Below are 24,653 nucleotides of genomic sequence, written 5' to 3' on the forward strand. Positions count from 1 at the left end.
AATTTACATGGCTTCAGAGACAGAAAACGATAAACAGCTAAAAACATTCTTTAATGATGAGTATCATAACCTCAAGGCTTATGTACACTCTAAAATTGAAGATAGTACCGATAGGGATGCTGAAGACATCATTCAAGATGTTGCGTTAAAAATTCTTTCTCGAAACCAACGATCACCTGTCAATAACATTGCCGGTTTCTTCTATCATTCTATAAAAAATAGAATCATCGATCTGATGCGAAAGAAACAACGATATACGCATGCAGAAGACAGTTTTGAGAATCAGTTTACCAATTTCGTAGAGCTCTTTTACAGCAATTCAGACAATGCTTATTCTGAAGAAATGAAGAGTAAACTAAAAGAGGCCATCTTTAGTTTAAAACCTCCTCATAGAGACATTATTCTAGCCGTAGATATAGAAGGCTATAGTTACAGAGAAATATCTGAAGAAACCGGAATTCCTGAAGGCACTTTGCTTTCGAGAAGGCATCGTGCTATCTCACAATTGCATAAAAAATTAGAATCATTAAAAGACAATATCAATTAAAATATATACCATGAAAAATTATTTTAAACACAAACTAAGAAGTAAGAATCCTGCTGTGATTGTAGGAACTATACTGTTTATCATTATCATAGTTTCCTTGTTATTTGTACTGTTCGGATACGTAATCATGTACCTGTGGAATTGGCTAATGCCTGCTATCTTCGGATTAACAACCATTACTTTTTGGCAAGCTATCGGGATTTGTTTACTGTCTAAAATTCTCTTCGGTGGATTTGCCGGTGGAGATAAAGGCAGCAGTAAAGAAGATAGGTGCAAGACAAAGAAATCCGGTAAAAAATCATCTTCAGATTTTTCTAAGTGGAAGCATTACGAATCATTTTGGCAAGAAGAAGGAGAAAAAGCGTACGAAGAATACATCCTCCGACAAAATCAACCGTCTACTGATCAAGAATCACCTACAGAAAATGACAACTTATGAAACTATTGATCTTACGAACCAATATCAAAACACAATCTCATGTTGATCATGTAAAAGTGCTCCTAAACAATCTTCCGGCAGTTAACAGATGGTCTGTAGATACCGAAGACATCGACAATGTATTACGAATAGAAGCCAAGGATCAGGCAAATGAACTCGAATTGATGCACTTGATTCGCACTCAAGGGTATATTTGTGAAGATTTACCCGACTGTTTACCTACAGAGAGAATAACACTTGTTTAGGAATCAATTTCATTGAAAAAGGTTGTATTTTTACATCACTAAACAAGAGCGATGTCTAAAGACCTAAGCAACTACAGAAAGTCCTATGAAAAGCAAGAGCTTATAGAGACTAACTGCCCGGAGAACCCAATGGAATTGTTTCAAAAATGGTTCTTACAAGCAGATGCATCTGATACTGTTGAAGAAACCAATGCCGTTACTGTTAGCACCATTGGAAAAGATAGTTTCCCTAAGAGCAGAGTGGTATTGCTAAAAAAGTACACTTGGGAAGGTTTTATCTTTTACACCAACTACGATTCTGAAAAAGGAAAAGCGATACAGGAAAACAATCATGTATGCTTGTCTTTCTTTTGGCCTGCTTTAGAACAGCAAATTATCATCAAAGGGAAAGCCGAAAAGATTGCTGAGAACTTATCGGATGGTTATTTTGAATCCCGTCCGGATGGAAGTAAACTGGGAGCCTGGGCTTCTAAGCAAAGTGAAGTGGTTGAATCTAGAGATGCCTTAGACAAAAGCCTAAAAACTTATCAACAACAATTTGAGGGAAAAGAGATTCCGAGACCTGATCATTGGGGCGGATTTATTGTAAAGCCCGTCTCTATTGAGTTTTGGCAAGGAAGGCCTAACAGAATGCACGATAGAATTCGTTATACATTGTTAGAAGATTTTTCTTGGAAGCTAGAAAGATTAGCACCGTAATTTTTATATTTACCTCAGTATATAAAGTCCTAAAAGGTGAAGACAATTTACATTGTTAGACATGCTAAATCTTCATGGAAATATGAAGGAGTAGAAGACATTGACAGACCTTTAAAAGAACGTGGTATTAATGATGCCCATCTGATGTCTAAATACTTAGCACAGAAAATAGACAGACCTGATGTTTTTATTTCAAGTGTCGCTAACAGAGCTTTGCATACAGGTGTGATCTTCTGTAGAAATTTCAACTATCCTTTTTCCAATCTTCAAATTAAGAAAGAACTGTACAGCTTTAGCGATGGATATTTGGTAAAAACAGTAAAAGCACTGGATGATAGTTTTAGTTCTGCTATTATTTTTAGCCACGATCACGGTATCAATACATTTGTCAACAAATTCGGAAGCAAGCCTATAGCCCATGTTACTACTTGTGGCGTTATTGGTATTCGCTTTGACGAAAAACATTGGAAAAACATTAAAAAAGGGAGTACTATTTTGGTTGAATTCCCAAAGAACCTCAAATAATATCTATTGATTTCTATTAAAAAATATGCAGCAATCGATATTGGCTCTAATGCCATTCGTTTGTTGGTTTCAAATGTTGTAGAAAAGAACGATAAAGAAGACCCTCAATTTAAAAAATCGGCTTTGGTACGTGTTCCCATTCGTTTGGGTGCTGATTCTTTCGTAGAAGGAAAAGTAAGCGACGATAATATTGCCAGAATGCTGGATGCCATGGAGGCTTTTAAATTGCTCATGAATGTTCATGGTGTAGAAAAATACAAAGCTTGTGCTACTTCTGCAATGCGGGAAGCTTCAAACGGACAAGAAGTTGCGAAAAAGGTCAAAGAGAAAACAGGAATTCAGATAGATATTATTGATGGAAAAGAGGAAGCTGCCATGATCTCCTCTACAGATCTAAACGAACTGATCTCTAGCGAAAAAACATATTTGTATGTTGATGTTGGAGGTGGGAGCACAGAGTTTACTGTATTCTCTGAAGGTGAAATTATTACTTCCAAATCTTTTAAGATCGGAACAGTTCGTCTTCTAAATAACACCAAACAAGAAAACAAAGCTGCCTTTAAAAAAGTAGAAGCCTGGGTTAAAGAAAATACAAAACAATACCGAAAGGTTTCTTTGATCGGATCGGGAGGAAACATCAACAAACTCTTCAAAATGTCCGGAAGAAGTGAAGGTGCTCCTATTTCCTATATCTACCTAAATGCTCAATATCAATTTCTAAAGAAAATGAGTTATGGTGATAGAATTACCGAATTGGGCTTAAATCCGGATCGAGCTGATGTAATTATTCCGGCAACCAAGATTTATTTATCTGCTATGAAATGGAGTGGTGCTAGAAAGATTCATGTTCCAAAGATTGGATTGTCAGATGGTATTATTAAGAGTTTGTACTACAATACTGTTGAATCTGGGAGTTAAAACCTTCTTGATTTCTTAAAAATTTTGACGTAATCTCGATATAATGCAAGCCGTGTATTCTGCCTGATAAACGCATATAATCTTTTTCTGTAGTCAATAAGATCTTCTTTTCCGAAGAAATTCGCTCAAATGCAGCTTGAATCTTCTTAATTTCATGTGAATCAAAATTGTGGTGATCCGGAAATTTCAAATGCTGTATGTTGCATTGTTTTTCTTCTAAGAAATCTAATAATGGAGTTGGGTTTGCAATTCCTGTAATAAGCAACACCTCGTAATTCTTTAGCTCGTCAAGTGCTATTTCTCTAACTCCTTTGGTGTTTTCTTCATAACCTATATAACTAAAAAACACGTGCTGATTAGATTGTGCTCTTAGTTTCTTTTCTATCTTCTCTTGCTCTGATTGAGAAATATTAGGTGGACATTTAGTAACCACTATTACATCAGCTCTCTTTGCTCCTCTCCTACTTTCTCTCAAGTTTCCGGCAGGCAAAATAAAATCGTTAGAATAAAGGTCTCCGTATTTAGTTAATAGTACATAAAACCCCGCTTTTACTTTTCTATGTTGAAAAGCATCATCTAACAAAATGATATCCGGTTGTACTTTCTTTTGTAATTGCTGAATTCCATTTACACGATTCGCATCTACAGCCACAGATATTTTCGGAAACTTTTTAAAGAATTGTAATGGCTCATCACCTACATCTTCTGCATTATGCTCTTCATCGATCAATACAAATCCGTTGGTCTTTCTTTTATAACCTCTACTTAGTACAGCTACTTTTTTATTTTCCTGTAACAAACGAATCAAATATTCTACTTGTGGTGTTTTTCCTGTTCCGCCTACACTTAAGTTTCCTACTGCGATTACAGGAATATCGAATTGTTCGGATTTGAAAATTCCTTTGTCGTAAAATAAATTACGTATGCTTGTTACCACATCATATAAAATGGCAAATGGAAATAATAAAATACGAATCGATCTCATTGGCTACGAAAGTACATCAAAAATAGTAACTTTGATTTCAAATTTTGATTTATGACCATTAGAGACGTCACAAAAGCTATTGAAGAAATTGCTCCTCTGAACTACGCCGAAGATTTTGACAATGTAGGATTGTTAGTAGGCAACTACCAAACAACCGTAAAAGGAGTTTTGGTAACATTAGATACCTTAGAAGAAACTGTAGAAGAAGCTATTGCCAATAATTGCAACTTGATCGTAAGCTTTCATCCCATTATTTTTAGTGGATTGAAAAAATTAAATGGAAACAATTATGTAGAAAGAGCTGTTTTAAAAGCGATTAAAAATGATATTGCGATCTATGCTACTCATACTGCCTTAGACAATAGTAATGTTGGTGTTAGTGCCAGAATGTGTGAGGTTTTGGGGTTACAGAATTTCAAGGTTTTAGTTCCTAAAAAAGGAATCATTAAAAAACTAACAACTTATGTTCCTTCATCTGAGGCCAAAGCACTCAGAGAAAAGCTTTTTGAAGCCGGAGCCGGAAATATTGGAAACTATGATGAGTGTAGTTTTAATTTTGACGGAGTGGGGACTTATAAAGGTAATGAAGCATCCAACCCTACTTTGGGAGAGAAAGGTAGTCAACATCAAGAAAAAGAAACCTGTGTACAGGTAATTTTTGAATCTAAAAATGAAGCTGCTGTTATCTCTGCCTTGTTGGAAAATCACTCATACGAAGAAGTTGCTTACGAAATTATTGCCACAGAAAATATTCATCAGGATATAGGAATGGGAATGATTGGTGAATTTTCGGAAGCTATGGAAGAAAATAAGTTTCTAAATCATGTAAAAACAACCTTTAAAACAGGGTGTGTTAGGCATTCTGCCAAGCTAGAAAAACCTGTTAAGAGAGTGGCTGTTTTAGGCGGATCGGGTAGTTTTGCAATATCTAATGCGTTAAGAAACAAAGCAGATGCCTATATCAGTGCAGATTTTAAGTACCATGATTTTTTTAAAGCTGAAGAGAAAATCTTGTTAGCAGATGTGGGACATTATGAGAGTGAGCAGTTTACAAAAAACCTTTTGGTTGAGCATCTTACGAAAAAATTCACTAGTTTTGCAGTCATTTTATCAGAAAAAAGTACAAATCCAATTTATTATCTATAAACAATGGCAAAGAAGAAAGAAGTTACTGTTGAAGAAAAGTTAAGAGCACTTTATGATTTACAGTTAATTGATTCCAGAATCGATGAAATTAGAAGTGTAAGAGGAGAGTTACCTCTAGAAGTAGAAGATTTAGAAGATGAAGTAGCTGGATTAAACACAAGACTTTCTAACTTGTCTGAAGATGTTGCCAATTTAGAAACTGATATCAATAACAAAAAGTTAGCGATTGAAGAATCTAAGTCTTTAATGAAGAAATATGACGAGCAACAAAAGAAGGTAAGAAACAATAGAGAATTCGATTCTTTATCTAAAGAGATCGAATACCAAGAATTAGAAATTCAATTAGCTGAAAAGCGCATCAAAGAGTTCAAAGTAAAGATTGAGCAAAAGAAAGAAGTAATTGAAGGTACTAAGGGGAAATTAGACCAACAGCAACAACACTTAGATCACAAAAAATCTGAGTTAGATGCTATCTTAAAAGAAACTGAAAAAGAAGAAAAACTATTGATTGAAAAATCAAAAGAGTTCGCAGATTCTATAGACAATCACTTATTAACTGCTTATACCAGAATTAGAAATAAAGTGAAAAACGGATTGGCTGTTGTTTCTATTGAAAGAGGAGCCTCAGGAGGTTCATTCTTTACCATTCCACCACAAGTACAATTAGAAATTGCTACTCGTAAAAAGATTACAATTGACGAGCACAGTGGTAGAATCTTAGTAGATGCAGCTTTAGCGGCAGAAGAGAAAGAAAAGATCGACGGATTATTTGCTTAATCTGTTTCTTTAGATAAAACAAAAAAGCTCAGGATATCCTGAGCTTTTTTGTTTTTATGAATTTATAGATATTTAGTAATCTAAGGTTCTTAAATAGCTTAGCTTTTTCTTCCATACATCTAAGCCTTGCTTAAATTCGTTAATGCTATTACGTACATTTTTAACAAGCGGATTGTCATCAGTAGCATTGGAAATAAAACTCAAATTGTTTTCCAATTGTTGAATTTCTCTTACGCTCTCGTCTATCTTCTTACGAATAAACAATTGTTCTGAATCTAGTTTTCTAATATCATTATTGGCTAAATAACCATCAATAATATTTCTAAACTTTAGCATAGCGATCTCTTCTTTTCCTATAGACAATCCATTCAACATCTTATCTACTGCTTTGTTGAACTTAGCATCTATATTTCTGGCACTCTTAGGCAATCTTCCTAAACCAGACCATTCATTCATTAGCTCACCAATTGCTTCTTTTGTTGTATAATTCTCTTCCTTTAAATCATCTAAGAAAGCAACTTTTGCATCTACAACAGCTTGTTGATCTGCACTTAATGCATTCTTCTGACTGTGGTAACGATCAAAATAATGGTTGCAAGCTGCTTTGAACTTTTTCCAGATATCATCTGAGAATTTTCTAGGCACATGACCTATCTTTTTCCAATCAGATTGAATCTTTTTAAATGTATTCGTAGCAGTATCCCAATCTTCGCTGTCTTTTAACGATTCTGCTAATTCAATTAGCTCTAGTTTCTTCTTTAGATTGTCCTGCTGTACATTCTTTTCTCTCTTATAGAAAGCATTTTTAGCCTGATTGAATTGCTTGGTAGCAGCTTTGAATTTTTGCCAAACAACTTCACTTTTTGAATAAGGTAATTTCCCAGCATCAAAATATTTCTGACGCATAGCTTCTATGGCTTTGATGCTGTTTTGCCAATCGCTATGCGTTGAGTTTTTAGAAAAATCGTAATTATTAATCTCGTCAACTACTGCAAGCTTCTTATCTATAATTACATTGTACTGAGATTTCATTTCTCTGAAATACTCATGCCTTCTGTCGTGTATCTTCTTAGTAGCTTCGCTAAATTTTTGCCAAACCTCATCTCTCATATCTTTGGCAACAGGACCAATATCTTCTTTCCACAACTTATGAAGCTTCTGTAGCTCTTTAAAAGCAATGTTGATGTCTGGTTCTTCTGAAAGTTCTTCGGCTCTTTTAATGAGCTTTAATTTCTCTTCTAGATTATTCTTAAAGTCTAAATCTCTAAGATCATTACTCAAATGAAGTAAATCGTAAAAACGCTCTACATGATGATGGTATGTTCTCCATGTATCGTTGTATTTATTCTTAGGAACAGCACCAATCGATCTCCATATATTCTGTAACTCTCTAAAAGATTTGTACATGGTTTTCGTATCAGCTTCACTAATAAGCCTCTTCAAGTCTTCAATAACTTGTATTCTTTTTTCAAGGTTTTCTTTTAGCTGTTTTTCTAAGTTTGAGTAGTACGAATCTCTTTGCTTTTTATAATCGGAAAGTAACTTGTTATAACGTGTTTTAACCGGACTGGAAAATTGAAAGTCGATAGAATTTCCTCCTTCTGCTAAGAAAGCTTCTTTTTTTTCTGCTAATAGTTTCCCAAATTTAAGATTGAAAGCACTTTTTATAGATTCGGCGTGCGCCTTTATTTGCTGCACCGGATATCCTTTGATGAGTTTTTCCAACTCATCAGCTAATTCTTCCAGTTCCAGTTTATCATAATCTTTCGTTGGAATTGAAGTTTTTTCATCATCTTTTTCTGCCTCTTCTGCTACTTTATCTTCAACTTCTTCTACGGCTTTAACGATCTCTTCGTTGCTTTCTACAACTGTTTTTTCTACTTCGTTAGCTTCAGATTTCGTATCAGAAACTTCTTGTTCTTTAGATTCAGAAGTGCTTTCATTTGATGTTTCATTCACTTCTCCTTCAACTTTTTCTTCTTTGGGGTCTAACATATCTACAATGTTTAAGGTTCCTATTATCAGTCTATAAAGATAACGATGTATTACAAAACCACAAAAAAGATCATCTTAAGATTCTTAAAATCTTACTTGTTCCAAATCTTCCAAGATTCTTCTGCTTGCAGTTCCAGCATTTCTAATCCGTTTTTGATCTGAGCCCCCCTCTCTTTTCCCGACTTTAAAAATGCAGTAACATCGGGGTTGTAAATGAGATCATATAATAAGTGCTGATCGGTAATAAATTGGTATGGAATATCTGGTTTCCTTTCTACCTTAGGGTAGGTTCCTAAAGGTGTACAATTAATAATAACCGTATGTTCTTTGATGATTTGTTCTGTAAGAGCTTTGTAAGCAATCTCTTTTTTTCTTTTTGGATGCCTGGAAACTTTCAAATAGCTTATTCCTAATTGTTTTAGTGCATAAGCAACGGCTTTTGAGGCTCCGCCGGTTCCTAAGATCAATGCTTTTGTATGATGCTCTTTTAACAAAGGCTCAAGAGACCTTTGAAATCCAATTACATCAGTATTGTATCCTTTTAGATTTCCTTTTTTGGTAATTCTGATGGTGTTAACAGCACCAATCTTTTTTGCAACCTTGTGTACTTTATCTAGATGTAAGAACACATCCTGCTTGTATGGAATTGTTACATTCAATCCTCTAAGACAAAACTTGAACTCATGAATGATCTTTGGAAAGTCTTCTATTCTTTCTATATCAAAATTTACATATTGATGATCGGAAAGGTTTAGCTCTTTAAATTTTTCAGCAAAATATCCTTTAGAGAACGAGTAAGAAATGTTCTTCCCAACCAATCCAAAAAGTTGCTTCTCACGATTTTCTTGTCCTTCCATAATAATCTATTCCCACAATTAATAAAATTCCTACTACTGCATAAAAGATTGCATACCAGTTTGTATCTACACTTAAATCCGGAAGAAAGCGCCTGTAATTCTCAATGACCTTATTACCATTTTGATCTAGTAAAAACTCGCCATTGATTTGCCTGTACATTTTCTCTTTCCACGGCCAAACGATTCCCAACGAACCGGTAATAAATCCAATAATTACTGCTGTTACTATCTGATGCCATCTTTTTAATACATATCCTAACACATGAGAAATAGATACCAAACCAAATGCAGATCCTGCTGTAAAAACCCCAATGATCTTTAAATATCGTATTCGCTCCGGGTCATCTACAAAATCAAAGTTCCAAGACAAAACTATATCTGTGATCACTCCAAAAAGAACATTCACCGAATCTACCAAGAGCAGTACATAATTTCCTAGAAGAATTAAAATAAAAGAACCTGACAGTCCCGGAAGTGTCATTCCGGAAACACCTATAATTCCGCAGATAAAAACAAACCACAAATTATCGTTCTCTCCTGCCGGAGTTAAAAAACTGATTCCTATTCCAATGCTAGCTCCAATAATAAGTGAAAGTGTATTCTTTACATTCCATTCGCCAAAATCTTTTCCTATATACCAAATAGAACCGATGATCATACCAAAGAACCAACTCCAAACATATAGCTCGTAATGTTTTAAGAAATAATCAAGTACCAGAGAAACACTAAAATAACTGAAGATGCTTCCTGCTAGAACCAAGCCTAAAAATTGTGCATTGATGTATCTGAAAAAGCTCTTAAAACGTCCGTTGATAAATAGTTTAAATGCAATGCCATTGATCTTTTGAAAGGAATAGATCAATTCTTCATAAAAACCTAATACAAAAGATACTGTTCCTCCTGAGACTCCCGGAACCTTATTTGCAGCTCCCATGGCAAGTCCCTTTAAAAAAAGGAAGGTCTTTTCTATAAGAGATCTGTCTCTGTGCATTAATTCTTTTCTCTTGCTAATCGTTCTAAAAGGAATATTAAAGCAAAACCGGCTACAGCTAATACAACTGCCATCATAATTTGCGGATCTCCTTCATAAGATCCTGGTAAGATGCTTTTTTCAAGTAATGGTTTTACCTCCCCGTGCCTATCTGTGTAAGTAGTTACTGTTTCTTTCCATGGCCATATTTTATTGATAGAACCTATCATGATTCCCATCAAAGCAGCTAACATGATGTTTTTATATTTAGAGAACAGCCATTTTAATACCCTAGAAAAAGACAATAACCCTACGATTACTCCTACTGCTACAACTGCAATCACTACCAAATCTCTATCGGTTACCGCCGTCATTACAGTAGCATAAGCTCCCATCAACAGTAATATATAAGAGCCTGAAATACCCGGCAAGATCATGGCGCAAGAAGCTATAGCTCCTGCAAAAAACAAGAATAAAAGATTGGCTTCTTGACTTGACACAGAAGGTATAACTGTAATTGCATAACCAAAAGCAATTCCTAAAATACTATACAGTATGGTTACTCCATTCCAATTCGTAATCTGTTTGGCAATGTAAATGATACTAGCCAAAACCAATCCGAAAAAGAATGACCACAAAAGAACAGGCTCATTTTCTAAAAGCCACTTGATGGCTTTTGCCAATGAGACAATACTAATAGCAATTCCAATAAAAAGAGCCAAGAGAAAGTTTCCGTTTACTTTGTTCCAAACGGCTTTGATTCCTTCTTTTCTTAAAACCCCTATAAGACCTAAGTTAAAACTACTTATTGAGGTTAATAATTCTTCATAAATTCCAGAAATAAAAGCAATCGTTCCTCCGGATACTCCCGGAACTACATCTGCGGCTCCCATAGACATTCCTTTTAAGGAGATAATAATATAATCTTTGATAGATCGACTCATGGTTTGTTTGTTATGTAGATTACGAAGATAGGGTAAAATCACATACTATAGAAAAAGAAAAAAAGCCGAAAAATCGGCTTTTTTCAAATTAATCAACCCCCTAATCCTATTCAGTTGCTTTTTTATAATCGGCAAGTAATTTTTGTACTTGTGGAAGATCATAAACGGTAGGGAACAACTCTTGAACAATGCTATGATAATCGTAATCGATCTTCATTCCATTAATCAAGTGGGTAATTCCATAATGCTCTTTGTTCAGGACAAAGAATAATCCTGACAATCTGTATTCTATTTCTGCAAAATTCTTATAGTATTTTTGCGCGCGAAACAGAACGTTTAGAGCATCATTAAAATCACCTATAAACAGTAGCACATCAGCCAATGCTACGTATATTTCAATAGATTCGTCTTTTAACTGAAGACAAGATTCAAATCCTTTTATTGCTTCTTCGTAAAAACTCAGTTTGATATTGATGTCTGAATATTTTCTCCAATACAAGGCATTGCTCTCATCAATCTTTAATGCCTTTGTGATATAATACAATGCTTTTTGATAATCTCCCTGAGAATAAAAAGCATTAGTCAACAGTATCCAACCTTTGTCTAACAAAGGGTCTTCATGAACTGCTTTTTTATAATAACTAATTGCCGTTTCCGACTCTCCCAACTCATGATAACACTCTCCTACTCTTACGTAAGCATAAGCCGTAGGATCGTCTAACTCAAGTGTGATCATGTAATTGTTTATCGCATCTTCGTACTGCCCAAGCTGTTCGTATGTTTTTGCTTTTTCTAAATAGGCACCCAAAAACGATTCGTCAATCAAAACAGCATAATCAAAACAGGTTAAGGCTTCCTTAAACATGTTTAAAACAAAATACTGCCTTCCTAATTGATGCCAAGCTACTTCGCTATAAGGATTCTTATTAATGTATGCATTTAAAAAGTCTATTGCTTGTTCGTGGTCTTTCTCCATATCAAAACAATAAACCACATTGTATAGAGCTGAGTAATCTTCATAATCTACATCAATACATTTGGCAAAGCTCAATCGTGCATTTTCAAAATCGTCTAAATACAAGTATTCCATACCCATCAACGACCAGATATCTACTTTATCATCAGAATGCAAAAGGGCTATTTTTAGATTCTGAATAGCTTCTTTATGTCTTCCTTCTTTTGATAAAATAGTAGCCTTTTGAATATATACCTCTTCATTATTGGGAGCTAACTGCTCTATTTTCTTGACCAACACAGAAGCTTTTTCGAGATTGTTATCGAAAATCAAGATTTCTACTTCTAATAATTTGAGGTCTATAGAGGTAGGATGTTGTTCTAATCCTAATTGCACAGCTTTTTTTGCAAGAGAATGTTTACCGGTGTCGAGATAGTGAACTATTATTTCTTCAAATTCTACTAGGTCGAAAAAATAAACGCTATTGGTTTTTAGCATCGATTCAAACTTTGACAATGACATACGCATTAATGATTTGAATTACTTCTTTAAAATTAATATTCATCTTGAGCATCTTTAAAAGAGGCTGCTTTTGTTTTCAACAATTTAATTAACAATTCAAAAGTCATGCTAAAGTTGATTTGCCCTAGATAAATTTTGCTCGTCTCTTTTTTTGCACTAGCTTTGCCGTACTTTAGCAATTAGCTGAACGACACGTTTCTCATGAGCAAAAAAGTCTTACTAAACTCTAAAGAAATTGAAATCATCCTTCATCGATTAGCTTGTCAGTTAATTGAGAATCACAACGATTTTTCTGAAACAGCTCTTATTGGCTTACAGCCAAGAGGATCTTATTTGGCAAAACGACTCGCTAGCATTCTGGAAAAAGATTATAAAATCAAAGACCTAAAATTGGGACTTTTAGACATTACTTTTTACAGAGATGATTTTAGAAGAAGAGATGAACCTTTAGAAGCAACTGATACTCAAATCGATTTTTTGATTGAAAATAAAAAGGTTGTCCTTATTGATGATGTATTGTTTTCGGGAAGAAGTGTACGATCTGCTTTAACCGCTATACAATCTTACGGAAGACCTGAGAATGTAGAGTTGCTGGTATTGATTGACAGGCGATTTAGCCGACATCTGCCAATACAACCTAATTATAAAGGAAGACAAGTAGATGCTATTAATGAAGAACGTGTGATCGTTAACTGGAAAGAACTCCATAAGAAAGACACAGTATATATAGATAACAAATAATTATGAAGCAGTTAAGTGTAGACCATTTGTTGGGAATTAAATATCTAACCAAAAATGATATCGACCTTATTTTTGAAACTGCTAATCATTTTAAAGAAGTTATCAATAGACCTATTAAAAAGGTTCCTTCTTTAAGAGATATTACGATAGCCAATCTTTTCTTTGAGAACAGTACGCGAACAAAACTATCTTTTGAATTAGCTGAAAAGAGGTTATCTGCTGATGTAATAAACTTTTCTGCCGGGCAATCTTCCGTAAAAAAAGGAGAAACTCTTATAGACACTGTCAACAACATTCTTTCTATGAAGGTAGATATTGTTGTGATGAGACACTCTAATGTAGGAGCCGGAGTATTTCTTTCGAAACATGTAGATGCTAAGATTATTAATGCCGGTGATGGAACTCATGAACATCCAACTCAAGCTTTACTAGATTCTTACTCTATAAAAGAAGCTCTTGGATCTGTAAAAGGAAAAAAAATAGTCATTGTAGGAGACATTTTACACTCCAGAGTGGCACTTTCCAATATTTTCGCGCTACAGCTACAAGGTGCTCAAGTAAAAGTTTGCGGACCTACAACTCTTATTCCTAAGTATATTACAAGTTTAGGAGTTGAAGTAGAAACCAACATCAAAAAAGCTTTGGAATGGTGTGATGTTGCAAATGTTCTAAGAGTACAACATGAGCGAATGGACATCAAGTATTTCCCTTCTACAAGAGAGTATACACAGCTCTTCGGAATCAATAAAGAAATCCTAGACAACTTAGGAAAGAAGATAGTGATCATGCACCCCGGACCAATTAACAGAGGGGTTGAAATTACAAGTGATGTTGCAGATGCAGATCAGTCTATAATCTTAAATCAGGTAGAGAACGGAGTAGCTGTAAGAATGGCTGTTATCTACTTGTTAGCACAACAGATCAAACGATAACATTATGGAAATTCAACAAAAAGACAAGTATACCCTTGTTCGAATTGATGCATCTACTCAGGATCAGTTTGAACAAAAATGGGAGGGTTTAAAAACCAATCATTTGGTTGTTGAAGTTTCTGAAAATCTTAACATTGACAATTCAAAAATCTCTTTATTTTTGAATATTGCTTCTGATTTGAAGGTAAATGGCATGTCATTTGTAGTGATTAAATCAGGAATCGATATTGATGATTTTCCCGAAAATCTTAATATTGTACCTACATTGCAAGAAGCTGAAGATGTGTTGGAGATGGAAGCAATAGAACGTGATTTAGGTTTTTAACTAAGCAAACTGTATGATAAAAAAAGTACTTTTTACACTTTTTCTTTTTACTGCAACGTTGGCATTTTCTCAAAAATCGCTAACGAAATTGTCTGCTGCACCTAATCCGTTCGTTAACGAAACTAAAATTATTGTTGTCTCTAATTCAGATCAAACAATTACTCTTAGTATTAAAAATGTTTTAGGAAAAACAGTATATACCAAGAGAGTTAAAGTAAAAAAAGGAAGAAATTCTATTCCTTTCTCTAGAAACAATCTCAGATCTGGAATGTACATTTACGCAATTCAAAACAGTAGAGAGCTTGTTTCTAAACGTTTTGTAATTAAATGAGTTTAGAACTTACAATCTTAGGATGCCATTCTGCAACACCTAGAGTTAACGCCCACCCCACCGCTCAATATCTAGAAATTAACTCACGTCATTTTTTAATCGACTGTGGAGAAGGCACGCAACGTCAAATGAGAAAATACAAAGTTGGCTTCTCTAAGATCAATCATATTTTCATTTCACACTTGCATGGTGATCATTTTTTCGGACTAATTGGGTTGATTTCAACTTTTGGTATTTTGAGTCGAGAAAAGCCTCTTCATATATATGGGCCTAAAGGAATCAAAGAACTTATTGACATTCAGCTTACTTACTCAAAGTCTCATATCAACTTTGAATTGGTCTTTCACGAGCTTACCTCTAAAAAGAGTGAACTTATTTTTGAAGACAATAAAGTAGAAGTTCGAACCATTCCTTTAAATCACAGAGTATATACCAACGGTTTTTTGTTCAAAGAAAAACCAAAGCCTAGAAATTTGAATATCGATGTTATCAAACAATATAGTGAGATCGATATTTGTGATTACAACAACTTAAAAGCAGGTAGAGATTTTGTACTATCAAACGGAGATACCATCAAAAATGAAGTACTAACAAAGGAACCTTCCAAACCTTTGAGTTACGCCTATTGCAGTGATACTTCTTACAAACCTGAGATCAAAGATGTAATCGAAAATTCTGATCTACTGTATCATGAGTCTACTTTTTTATCAGACAGAGAAGATCTTGCAAAAAAAACAAAGCATTCTACAGCCAAACAAGCAGCTAAGATTGCCAAAGCTTCTGATGTAAAAAAACTCATCTTGGGTCATTATTCCAGTAGGTATAATGATGTTAGTCTCTTTAAAAAAGAGGCCGAAGAAGTTTTTGAAGAGGTTATTTTGGCAGATGCCGGTAAAAAAATTAGTATTTGTTCATAGACAACAATACCAACGTACAGGCAATTTCCGATTCTATCCCATTTTCTCTTAATAAAGAAACAAATTCCATGTTTTCTGTTCCCGGATTAAAGATAACTCTTCTTGGTTTGAGTCCAATTATATACTCGTAATACTCTTGTTGTCTTTTCGGATTTAGGTATAATGTAACCGTATCAACATCACTATAATCCTGTCTATCAGTATCAATAGTAACATCAACTACCTTCCCTTCCCTTAAACCAAAAGCTACAACCGGTATACTTCTAGCTCTTAATCTATGAATGGCAATATTAGAATAGCGACTTTCATTTAATGAAGCTCCGAGAACAAGTGTTTTTTTGGGCATATGTTAAGAATACGTTAAACAGTGTTAAACTGGGTAACAAAGATAGAGTAATAATAGTCTACTAGACATCTAAACAAGAACTCAAAAATTAACCAAATGAAAAAACTAATGCTTTTATGTATGTTAACTGTCACATTTAATTCCTTTGCACAGTTAGCAAAAAGCAAACTACCAAAACCTGGCGTTGTCACTGGAAAAGTTGTGGATGATGCTACAAAAGAACCTCTTCCTTATGTAAACATTGTAGTAAGAGATGCAGCTAAGAAGGTTTTAACAGGGGGAATTACAGACGAAAAAGGGAAATTCAGGATCAAAGACATTCCAGAAGGGAATAGCATTGTGGAAGTTCAGTTCATTGGATATAAAACTTTTTCACGTTCAGTTTCTATTTCATCTAAGGAACGAAACGTAAACTTAGGTACTATTGCTTTAAAAGAAGATTCGGCACAACTAGATGAAGTAGTTGTAAGAGCAGAAACTTCTACAGTAGTACAAAAGGTAGACAGAAAAGTTATCAATGTAGGAAAAGATCTTACTTCTGCAGGAACAACGGCTTCTGAGTTATTAAACAATGTACAATCTGTTAGTGTTGATAGCCAAACAGGGCAATTAAGCCTACGTGGTAACTCTAACGTACGTGTATTAGTAGACGGAAGACCTACAAACATTCCTACAGCTCAGTTATTAAAACAAATTCCTTCAAACTCTATTAAGAGTATTGAATTGATTACCAACCCATCTGCTAAATACAATCCAGAAGGAATGAGTGGTATTATCAATATTGTTTTAAACAAGAACGCAAACATTGGTTTCAACGCTTCTGTAGATGGTGGAGTTACTGCGGGTCATTATGTACGTTACAACACTTCTGCAAACATGAACTACAAAACAGGAGATGTAAACTTCTTTGCTAACTACGGACACAACAGTGGAGATAATTACAACTTTGGTTTCGTAGAAAGACCTGGAGTTAACTTGCAAGAGTTTGTATTTACCAATGGTAACCAAGCTAACCTTTTAAAGATTGGAGCAGATATTTATTTAAATGATAAGAATACTTTATCTGTATACACTACTCAAAACTGGTCTGACAATACTGCAAACGGTTCAGCTATTATTACTGCAGGTGGAGTTGTAGTTAACAACTCGCCAAACAGACAGGCTTCTGACAGTAAAAATGCTGCTTATAACTTAAATTATAAAACAGATTTTGACAAGAAAGGTCATAGTTTAGAGTTTGAATTGACATACTCTAAGAACGATGCTCCTCAAGATTTGTTCAACCAAGATTTATTAGATCCTAACAATGGTGAATTGAATTATTTCAATGACATTGATAACGAGAGAACAAATACATTATTCAATATTGACTATACGAAGCCAATCTCTGACAAATCTAAATTAGAATTAGGAGTTGAGTACCGTGCAGACAAAACTGAAAACACAAACATTACAAATCAGGTAGGATTCACAAATTCTTCTTTTGATTATGACAGAAACATCTACTCTGGATATGTAAACTACAATCATTCTTTTGGTAAAGTAACTATGCAGTTAGGTGCAAGATTAGAGAACTATGAGATCGAAGGTATTTTTAGAAGAGAAACTGTTGGTAACGAAACTGTAACGGATAAGATCTTCACAGTATATCCTTCTGCGTTCTTTACGTACTCTCCTTCTCAAAAGAATCAATTTCAGTTAAGCTACAGCCGTAGAGTTGACAGACCTGGAATTCAGCAAGTAAATCCAATTAGAGAGTGGAGTACTCCGTTAATTACTTCAGTTGGAAATCCTGACTTAGTACCACAGTTTACAAACTCTTTTGAGCTTAATTTTACAAGAAGAATTAAAGGTGGATCTTTATCTTTTGGAACATTCTACAGAAAAGTTAATGATGTGATTTCTAGAGTTACTTATGGAGATCCTTCAGATCCAAGTGACGTAAGACAGATCTTATCATTTGCTAACTTTGATGATACAGACGCATACGGATTAGAGTTTTCTGCAAACTTTAGAATCACCAAATGGTGGAGAGCAAATTCAAGTATTGATTTTTATTCTCAAAAGCAATTTGGAACAAACGATCTAAGCAATCCTAATGCACCAAGAATTGAAGTAACTAACGAAGCTTTCAATGCAAGAATAAGCAATAGTATTACAGCTACAAAAAAGTTAAGGTTACAAGTTTTCGCAATGTACAGAGGTGCAAACCAAGATATCCAATGGGAAGTAGACCCAATGTGGATGGTAAACGCAGGAGCAACTTACTCTGTATTCAAAGGAAAAGGAACTCTTTCTTTACGATTCAATGATATCTTCAGAGGTATGAAGTTCCAATTCAACTCGGAAAGACCGTTTGTACAAAATGGTAGATTCCAATGGGAAAGCAGAACTACGTTCTTAGGATTTAACTACAGATTTGGTGGTGGTAAAAACAGAGCTAAATCTCGTAGAAGAAGAGACAGTAACGAGAAACAAGGAGGAGGCGGATTCTTCTAGGAAACAGCATTTTAAATTATTTGAATAGGAAAAGCCGTACAGATGTACGGCTTTTCTGGTTCTTAAGGTTATCATAAAAAGATGTTAAAGCCCAATTCTTATAGTAAAAAAAATTACAGATAGCTGTAAGTTTGTTACAATAACAAAGACAAAGAGAACATCTCCCTCCTTAAGATTAAAATTTTGAAATTTTACATTAACCCTATATAAAGCATGGGGGTAGCGGAATTCCTTTGAACGTTGCCTTCATTTATTTGAGTATGAAAGCCGCTTCCCGCGGCTTTCTTTTTTGTTAATATATCTGTGTATTATTTCCTTTATTTTACGAAGGTTTTTAAGGTTTTTTTATTAGATTTGAACAGTTCTAAAAATCCAAAATAAACTAACTGAGATGAAAAGATCCCTCGTTACGCTACTATTAGTTGCTATGACTACTAGTATTTCGGCGCAATTCCTATCCAGCAAACCTGATAATTATGCAGTAACCGCAGAAAATTATATTGACTTTATTCCAATCGCTCCAATCCAAATCAAAGCAGATGTTGTGAGCGCTACTTCAAATAATGAAATCAAAGCACAATCAACTTTGCAAATGTCTATGGATAAACAATCTGTATTGAATTTTATTCCGAATGAGTCTATGGAGACTACCATTCAACGATTCAATGCCGATGGTACTGTATCTTATCTATACTCAGGAAGATCTGTAAAGAAAGGAACGTATAGGTTGATTGTAGATTATAACAAATACATTATTCAAAGTGTTGAAGGATCTGGAAACGACAGTTGTGTTGGATATGCAAAAATTGGTGTAGGTCTTCGTATCGTAGCCAATGTAAATGCATTAAAAAACAACATCGACATTAGCAGCTTGGTAGCTTTAGGTTCTGCTGCTGCAAAAGGAGAAGTTTCAGGAAGTGTTGGATATGAAGTTGTAGGAATCGAATCTAAAGAGATTACAGCTGTAATTCCTATCAACTCAGAGATTACTTCTTCTATCAACCAAGTTTTCTTACAAGCTATTGGAGTTGTAAAAGGAAAGATCTATGACAGTGCTACAAGATTATATCCTCAAGTAATTGCTATCAAGCATACAGGATGTGACCTTAAAACGATTACTAAGAACTTAATTGGACAGTACGGAGCTTCTAACTAATCTGTTCATTACATAAAACATAAAAAAGCCGAAGTTTTCACTTCGGCTTTTTTATTATACTCTTTTATCTTTTCTACTTTCTTCTCTCTCTTTTGTTTACCATCGTATCACAACGCTCCCCCAAGTAAATCCACTTCCAAAAGCTGCTAAGACAACCAAATCTCCATCATTGATCTTTCCTTTTTCCCAAGCTTCTGTTAAAGCTATGATTACAGATGCAGCAGTAGTATTTCCATATTTCATGATATTGTTATACACCTTATCATCGCTTAATTGGAACTTCTTTTGAATAAATTGAGCAATTCTCAAGTTTGCCTGATGAGGAATTAACATATCTATGTCTTCTTTTTGCAAACCATTGGCTTGTAATCCTTCTACTATAGCCTCTGAGAAACGCACCACAGCATGTTTAAAAACAAACTGCCCGTTCATATATGGATAATAAGATACATCATCAGGATTGTTCTCTGCTAAGATTTCCGGCACCCATCTCCCTGTAGAAGGTCCATCCAACATCAACTCTCTTGCATGCTTTCCTTCAGAATGTAAGTGTGATGATAAAATTCCTTTTCCTTCTTCTTCACTTCTTGACACAACAGCAGCTCCTGCCCCATCTCCAAAAATGACAGTTACATTTCTACCACGAGTAGAACGTTCCAATCCACCAGAATGGTTCTCAGAACCTATTACCAGAATGTTTTTATACATTCCTGTTTTCACAAATTGATCTGCTATAGAAAGTGAGTAAATAAAACCGGAACATTGATTTCTTACATCCAGTGCTCCTACTGTTGGCATATCCAACATGTCTTGCACTCTTACTCCTCCACCAGGAAAATACATATCCGGGCTAAGGGTTGCAAATATGATAAAGTCGATATCGTCTTTAGTTAAACCTGCTCTTTCTATAGCTATTTTAGAGGCTTTTACAGCCATGGTAGAAGTGGTTTCTCCTGTAGCAGGATCTATCCATCTTCTTTCTTGAATACCTGTTCTTTCTTGAATCCATTCATCACTCGTCTCCATCCACTGCTTTAGATCATTATTAGTGACCACATTATCGGGCACAAAATAACCTAATCCTGTAATTTTAGAATTATACATAATTAATTTGCTCTTTATTTTGGTTATAAACAATCTAATATAAGTAAAGTTATTAATTATTTATACTTTTATTTCAATTCAATAAAATTCAAAACAAACATCAAAAGTCAAAACAATGAATAGAAAAGATTTTTTAAATCTGTCGGCCAAAGCCGCTCTCTTTTTAGGGATATCATCTTTTAGCTCCTGTGAGGACGAACAAAAAGAACAAACTCAAAACTTTTCAAACAAAACAGCAAAAGGAAGTGTTTTTGGCCTTACTGCTCCCAAAATTGATAAAGTACGTGTAGGTATTATTGGTGCCGGTAATAGAGGAGCCGTTCTTATTCAAATGTTTGACTGGCTGGTTAAGAATAATCATGCAGAAATCGTAGCCATTTCTGATCTACAACCTAAGAAAGTAGAAAAGTTAAATGAACACCTCAAAAAAGTACAACCCAAAGGAGCTCAACTCTATTCAGGAAATGAAAATGAATGGAAAAAAGTAGCTGAACGTGACGATATAGATCTATTGATCATTGCAACTCCTTGGGAATTACATACGCCAATGTGTCTCTATGGAATGGAAAACGGAAAACATGTTGCCTGTGAAGTGCCTATTGCTTACACCTTAGAAGATTGTTGGAAGTTGATAGAAACAGCTGAAAGAACTCAGAAGCATTGTATGATGATGGAGAACTGCTGTTTTAACGGGGAAGAATTATGGGTGCTGAATATGATCAACCAAGGTGTATTTGGAGATTTAACGCATGCTGAAGGAGCTTATATTCACGATCTACGTAAACACTTATTGGATGAGACATATTACGAAGATCAATGGCGTATTAAACACCACCTGAACAAAGACGGAAACTTTTATACTACACACGGTTTAGGTCCGGTAAGTCAGTATATGGACATTGGACGTGGAGATACTTATGATCACGTAGTATCTATGAGCTCAAGAGAAAAAAGCTTGAGTGATGCTGCCAAAAAACACAATAGTCCGTTTACCAATATTAAATGTGGCGATATGAATACTACTTTGATCAAGACAAAGCTAGGAAAGAGTATCATGTTACAGTTTGATGTTCATACCGGAAGACCTTACAACCGATTAAATACCGTTGTTGGAACCAAAGCAGTGCATGAAGGATACCCTTCTCGCTTATACATCAATGAAGAAGAGTTAGCTTGGTGGGGACACAAATGGCTAGATGCTCAACAATACAAAGATTACAGAGAAAAATATGATCACCCTTTGTGGAACAAATTAAAAACACAGATCTCAGATAACGCTGTAGGACATGGCGGGATGGATTTTGTTATGATCTATCGTTTGATCAGGTGCCTAAACAAAGGATTACCTTTAGATATTAATGTTTACGATAGTGTTTTATGGAGTGCTATTACCCCACTTTCCGAATTATCAGTAGCGCAGAATAGTGCTTCTATAAAAGTACCTGATTTTACCGGAGGAACTTGGAAAACAAAACGACCTACAGAAATGCTCAGAGATATTTAAAGATCAATGAATGAAAATGATAATGTAGTAATGAGATAATTCTTTTTCTTTAGTTTCATCATTACTACATTAATTCATTTATTGAGTTGAGGCTCTAAGACACAAGACTCCGGGATCAAAGAAGGTTATTGGCATCTTTAAGTTTTTAAATTAAAACATTGCTACAGTAATTCATTATCTCATTAGCAGATTGACATCTGTCATCTTGTCACAATCTTTGTTTTGGTATTTTTTTTGACTATTGATGTAGAAGAAAATTGAATATCAAAATAAGACAAATTATGAGCAAAGGAAATATTAATGTATCGGTAGAAAATATCTTTCCATTAATCAAAAAGTTTCTGTATTCAGATCATGAGATCTTTTTACGTGAGCTAATCTCTAATGCTACAGATGCTACTACAAAGTTGAAGCACCTGATCTCTATTGGAGAAGCTAAAGTAGAATATGGGAACCCACAAATTGAAATAAAGATCAATAAAGACACCAATACCTTACACATTATTGATCAAGGGTTGGGAATGACGGCAGAGGAAGTAGAGAAATACATCAATCAAATTGCCTTTTCCGGAGCTGAAGAATTTCTAGAAAAATACAAAGACGACAAGAACGAAACCGGTGTAATTGGACACTTTGGGCTTGGTTTCTACTCTGCCTTTATGGTTGCTGATAAAGTAGAGATCATTACCAAATCTTTTAAAGACGAAAAAGCAGCTCACTGGACTTGTGATGGTTCTCCTGAGTATACCTTAGTAGAACACGATAAATCTGACAGAGGTACTGAAATCGTTTTGCACATTGCTGAAGATTCTAAAGAGTTCTTAGAAGATCATAAGATCACAGGTTTATTAACCAAATACAACCGTTTCAATCAAATCCCGATCAAATTCGGAACAAAAGAAGAAAGCTTACCTCTTCCTGAAGATGCTGCAGAAGATGCAACTCCAGAAAAAGTAACTGTTGACAATATCATTAACAATACAAATCCTGCATGGACTAAGAAACCTTCAGATCTAGAAGATGAAGATTACAAAAACTTCTACAGAGAATTGTATCCAATGCAATTTGAGGAATCTTTATTCCACATTCACTTAAATGTAGACTATCCTTTTAATTTAACCGGAATTTTATACTTCCCTAAGTTGAGTCAGAACTTAGACATGCAAAAGGATAAAATTCAATTGTACCAAAATCAGGTTTTTGTAACGGATAATGTTGAAGGAATTGTTCCTGATTTCTTACAAATGCTTAAAGGTGTGATTGATTCACCGGATATTCCGTTGAATGTTTCCAGATCATACTTACAAGCTGATGGAGCTGTTAAGAAGATCTCCGGATATATTACCAAGAAAGTTGCAGACAAGCTAAGCTCTTTATTTAAAAACAACAGAGAAGATTTTGAAGCGAAATGGAACGATATCAAAGTAATTATCGAGTATGGTATGCTATCTGAAGAAAAATTCTTTGACAAGGCTAAGAAATTTGCTTTGTATCCTTCTGTAGAAGACAAATTCTACACATTTGAAGAATTAAAAGAAAAGACTAAAGATGCGCAAACAGATAAAGATGGAAATCATATCATCTTATACGCTGCAAACAAAGATGCACAACACAGCTATATCCAAGACGCAAAAGCAAAAGGATATGAAGTATTGTTATTAGACTCTCCTATTGTTTCTCATTTGATGCAAAAATTAGAAACTACAGAAGAAAAAGTGAAGTTTACTCGTGTAGATGCTGATCATATCGATAACTTGATCAAAAAGGACGATACGGTAATCTCTAAATTATCTGATGAGGAAAAAGAGCAATTAAAGCCAATGATTGAAGAGAATGTACCAAAAGAAACATATACTGTTCAATTAGAAGCTATGGATTCTGATGCTTCTCCTTTCTTGATCACTGTTCCTGAATTTATGCGTAGAATGAAAGAAATGAGCGCTACAGGTGGTGGTGGAATGATGGGTATGGGTAATTTACCTGAGATGTACAATCTTGTTGTAAACACCAATCACCCATTGGTAAGTGAGATATTGAATACTAAGACAGAGAAAAAACGTAACCGTTTGATCAAACAATCTTTTGATTTAGCAAAGCTATCTCAAAATCTATTGCACGGTGAAGAGTTGACCAACTTTATCAAACGTAGCTACGACCTTATTAAATAGTACAGTCGTGTCCGAATCGTGACACAATTTATATATTTCGAAACCTTCTTGTTTTTACAAGGAGGTTTTTTTGTGTCATAAAATCACGAAGTCTGTAACTAATCTA

At 34.7% G+C, this 24,653-nt stretch carries 25 protein-coding genes; 17 read left to right on the forward strand and 8 right to left on the reverse strand.

From position 1 onward, the window contains the following. The first annotated feature begins 7 nt into the window (after nucleotides 1–7). Genes ACFSRZ_RS02155 through ACFSRZ_RS02180 form a run of 6 tightly spaced genes read left to right on the forward strand, consistent with a single transcriptional unit; the run spans nucleotide 8 to nucleotide 3,373 of the window. Nucleotides 8–547: an RNA polymerase sigma factor gene (locus ACFSRZ_RS02155; protein ID WP_379664876.1), complete on the forward strand. Its 540-nt coding sequence runs from the start codon at nucleotides 8–10 to the stop codon at nucleotides 545–547. Between the two features lie 10 nt (nucleotides 548–557). Beyond that, complete coding sequence (locus ACFSRZ_RS02160) at nucleotides 558–986, forward strand: hypothetical protein (protein WP_379664877.1); 429 nt, start codon at nucleotides 558–560, stop codon at nucleotides 984–986. Further along, nucleotides 983–1,231, forward strand: a complete 249-nt coding sequence (locus tag ACFSRZ_RS02165; protein ID WP_379664878.1) for a hypothetical protein — start codon at nucleotides 983–985, stop codon at nucleotides 1,229–1,231. Before ACFSRZ_RS02160 ends, ACFSRZ_RS02165 begins: the two co-directional genes overlap by 4 nt. A gap of 51 nt (nucleotides 1,232–1,282) precedes the next feature. After that, entirely contained in the window at nucleotides 1,283–1,930 is a 648-nt protein-coding gene (pdxH, locus tag ACFSRZ_RS02170; RefSeq protein WP_379664879.1) for a pyridoxamine 5'-phosphate oxidase, read from the forward strand. 36 nt (nucleotides 1,931–1,966) lie between these two features. After that, nucleotides 1,967–2,455: a SixA phosphatase family protein gene (locus ACFSRZ_RS02175; RefSeq protein ID WP_379664880.1), complete on the forward strand. Its 489-nt coding sequence runs from the start codon at nucleotides 1,967–1,969 to the stop codon at nucleotides 2,453–2,455. A gap of 6 nt (nucleotides 2,456–2,461) precedes the next feature. Continuing rightward, nucleotides 2,462–3,373, forward strand: coding sequence for a Ppx/GppA phosphatase family protein (locus ACFSRZ_RS02180; protein ID WP_379664881.1), 912 nt, complete (start codon nucleotides 2,462–2,464; stop codon nucleotides 3,371–3,373). Here the strand turns inward: ACFSRZ_RS02180 and lpxK are convergent. Further along, a complete protein-coding gene (lpxK, locus tag ACFSRZ_RS02185; protein ID WP_379664882.1) occupies nucleotides 3,333–4,358 on the reverse strand; it encodes a tetraacyldisaccharide 4'-kinase in 1,026 nt (341 codons plus the stop codon). The two genes, ACFSRZ_RS02180 and lpxK, sit on opposite strands and share 41 nt — an antisense overlap. A gap of 51 nt (nucleotides 4,359–4,409) precedes the next feature. On the opposite strand from lpxK, the gene ACFSRZ_RS02190 reads away from it, so the two are divergent. Beyond that, a complete protein-coding gene (locus tag ACFSRZ_RS02190; protein WP_379664883.1) occupies nucleotides 4,410–5,504 on the forward strand; it encodes a Nif3-like dinuclear metal center hexameric protein in 1,095 nt (364 codons plus the stop codon). A gap of 3 nt (nucleotides 5,505–5,507) precedes the next feature. Then, entirely contained in the window at nucleotides 5,508–6,281 is a 774-nt protein-coding gene (locus ACFSRZ_RS02195) for a zinc ribbon domain-containing protein (RefSeq protein ID WP_379664884.1), read from the forward strand. A gap of 72 nt (nucleotides 6,282–6,353) precedes the next feature. Here ACFSRZ_RS02195 and ACFSRZ_RS02200 read toward each other — a convergent pair whose 3' ends face one another. The 5 genes from ACFSRZ_RS02200 to ACFSRZ_RS02220 all read right to left on the reverse strand — a co-directional run bounded on the left by ACFSRZ_RS02200 (nucleotide 6,354) and on the right by ACFSRZ_RS02220 (nucleotide 12,524). Next, nucleotides 6,354–8,276, reverse strand: a complete 1,923-nt coding sequence (locus ACFSRZ_RS02200; protein ID WP_379664885.1) for a DUF349 domain-containing protein — start codon at nucleotides 8,274–8,276, stop codon at nucleotides 6,354–6,356. 92 nt (nucleotides 8,277–8,368) lie between these two features. Beyond that, complete coding sequence (locus ACFSRZ_RS02205; RefSeq protein ID WP_379664886.1) at nucleotides 8,369–9,133, reverse strand: shikimate dehydrogenase family protein; 765 nt, start codon at nucleotides 9,131–9,133, stop codon at nucleotides 8,369–8,371. Beyond that, on the reverse strand, nucleotides 9,111–10,124 hold the full coding sequence (locus ACFSRZ_RS02210) for a DUF368 domain-containing protein (protein ID WP_379664887.1): 1,014 nt from the start codon (nucleotides 10,122–10,124) through the stop codon (nucleotides 9,111–9,113). The genes ACFSRZ_RS02205 and ACFSRZ_RS02210 overlap by 23 nt, the downstream gene beginning before the upstream one ends. After that, on the reverse strand, nucleotides 10,124–11,047 hold the full coding sequence (locus tag ACFSRZ_RS02215; RefSeq protein ID WP_379664888.1) for a DUF368 domain-containing protein: 924 nt from the start codon (nucleotides 11,045–11,047) through the stop codon (nucleotides 10,124–10,126). The genes ACFSRZ_RS02210 and ACFSRZ_RS02215 overlap by 1 nt, the downstream gene beginning before the upstream one ends. A 106-nt stretch (nucleotides 11,048–11,153) precedes the next feature. Then, on the reverse strand, nucleotides 11,154–12,524 hold the full coding sequence (locus tag ACFSRZ_RS02220; protein WP_379664889.1) for a tetratricopeptide repeat protein: 1,371 nt from the start codon (nucleotides 12,522–12,524) through the stop codon (nucleotides 11,154–11,156). A 201-nt stretch (nucleotides 12,525–12,725) separates the two neighbouring features. On the opposite strand from ACFSRZ_RS02220, the gene pyrR reads away from it, so the two are divergent. The 5 genes from pyrR to ACFSRZ_RS02245 are packed head-to-tail and all read left to right on the forward strand — an operon-like array spanning nucleotide 12,726 to nucleotide 15,770. Further along, nucleotides 12,726–13,265: a bifunctional pyr operon transcriptional regulator/uracil phosphoribosyltransferase PyrR gene (pyrR, locus tag ACFSRZ_RS02225; RefSeq protein WP_379664890.1), complete on the forward strand. Its 540-nt coding sequence runs from the start codon at nucleotides 12,726–12,728 to the stop codon at nucleotides 13,263–13,265. A 2-nt stretch (nucleotides 13,266–13,267) separates the two neighbouring features. Then, on the forward strand, nucleotides 13,268–14,197 hold the full coding sequence (locus tag ACFSRZ_RS02230; protein WP_379664891.1) for an aspartate carbamoyltransferase catalytic subunit: 930 nt from the start codon (nucleotides 13,268–13,270) through the stop codon (nucleotides 14,195–14,197). 4 nt (nucleotides 14,198–14,201) lie between these two features. After that, nucleotides 14,202–14,522 (forward strand): hypothetical protein, encoded by a 321-nt coding sequence (locus ACFSRZ_RS02235; protein WP_379664892.1) that lies wholly within the window; start codon nucleotides 14,202–14,204, stop codon nucleotides 14,520–14,522. A 13-nt stretch (nucleotides 14,523–14,535) separates the two neighbouring features. After that, complete coding sequence (locus ACFSRZ_RS02240; RefSeq protein WP_379664893.1) at nucleotides 14,536–14,853, forward strand: T9SS type A sorting domain-containing protein; 318 nt, start codon at nucleotides 14,536–14,538, stop codon at nucleotides 14,851–14,853. Beyond that, nucleotides 14,850–15,770 carry a ribonuclease Z gene (locus ACFSRZ_RS02245; protein WP_379664894.1) on the forward strand — a complete coding sequence of 307 codons (921 nt, stop codon included), beginning with the start codon at nucleotides 14,850–14,852 and terminating at the stop codon, nucleotides 15,768–15,770. The genes ACFSRZ_RS02240 and ACFSRZ_RS02245 overlap by 4 nt, the downstream gene beginning before the upstream one ends. Here ACFSRZ_RS02245 and ACFSRZ_RS02250 read toward each other — a convergent pair. Continuing rightward, complete coding sequence (locus ACFSRZ_RS02250) at nucleotides 15,754–16,116, reverse strand: CoA-binding protein (protein ID WP_379664895.1); 363 nt, start codon at nucleotides 16,114–16,116, stop codon at nucleotides 15,754–15,756. The two genes, ACFSRZ_RS02245 and ACFSRZ_RS02250, sit on opposite strands and share 17 nt — an antisense overlap. A 96-nt stretch (nucleotides 16,117–16,212) precedes the next feature. Between ACFSRZ_RS02250 and ACFSRZ_RS02255 the strand changes: the two genes are divergently transcribed. Together ACFSRZ_RS02255 and ACFSRZ_RS02260 are read left to right on the forward strand one after the other, a co-directional pair. Then, entirely contained in the window at nucleotides 16,213–18,615 is a 2,403-nt protein-coding gene (locus ACFSRZ_RS02255; RefSeq protein ID WP_379664896.1) for a TonB-dependent receptor domain-containing protein, read from the forward strand. 391 nt (nucleotides 18,616–19,006) lie between these two features. Further along, nucleotides 19,007–19,771, forward strand: coding sequence for a hypothetical protein (locus ACFSRZ_RS02260; RefSeq protein WP_379664897.1), 765 nt, complete (start codon nucleotides 19,007–19,009; stop codon nucleotides 19,769–19,771). 96 nt (nucleotides 19,772–19,867) lie between these two features. On the opposite strand, the gene ACFSRZ_RS02265 is transcribed toward ACFSRZ_RS02260, so the two are convergent. Next, on the reverse strand, nucleotides 19,868–20,875 hold the full coding sequence (locus ACFSRZ_RS02265; protein ID WP_379664898.1) for a 3-oxoacyl-ACP synthase III family protein: 1,008 nt from the start codon (nucleotides 20,873–20,875) through the stop codon (nucleotides 19,868–19,870). A gap of 115 nt (nucleotides 20,876–20,990) precedes the next feature. Here ACFSRZ_RS02265 and ACFSRZ_RS02270 point away from each other — a divergent pair, with 115 nt between their 5' ends. Together ACFSRZ_RS02270 and htpG are read left to right on the forward strand one after the other, a co-directional pair. Next, nucleotides 20,991–22,379, forward strand: a complete 1,389-nt coding sequence (locus ACFSRZ_RS02270; RefSeq protein WP_379664899.1) for a Gfo/Idh/MocA family protein — start codon at nucleotides 20,991–20,993, stop codon at nucleotides 22,377–22,379. A 281-nt stretch (nucleotides 22,380–22,660) separates the two neighbouring features. Continuing rightward, nucleotides 22,661–24,547 (forward strand): molecular chaperone HtpG, encoded by a 1,887-nt coding sequence (gene htpG, locus ACFSRZ_RS02275; RefSeq protein ID WP_379664900.1) that lies wholly within the window; start codon nucleotides 22,661–22,663, stop codon nucleotides 24,545–24,547. Nucleotides 24,548–24,653: the final 106 nt, after the last annotated feature.

This window comes from Pseudotenacibaculum haliotis (genome assembly GCF_042684245.1).
Taxonomy (GTDB): Bacteria; Bacteroidota; Bacteroidia; order Flavobacteriales; family Flavobacteriaceae; genus Polaribacter; species Polaribacter haliotis_A.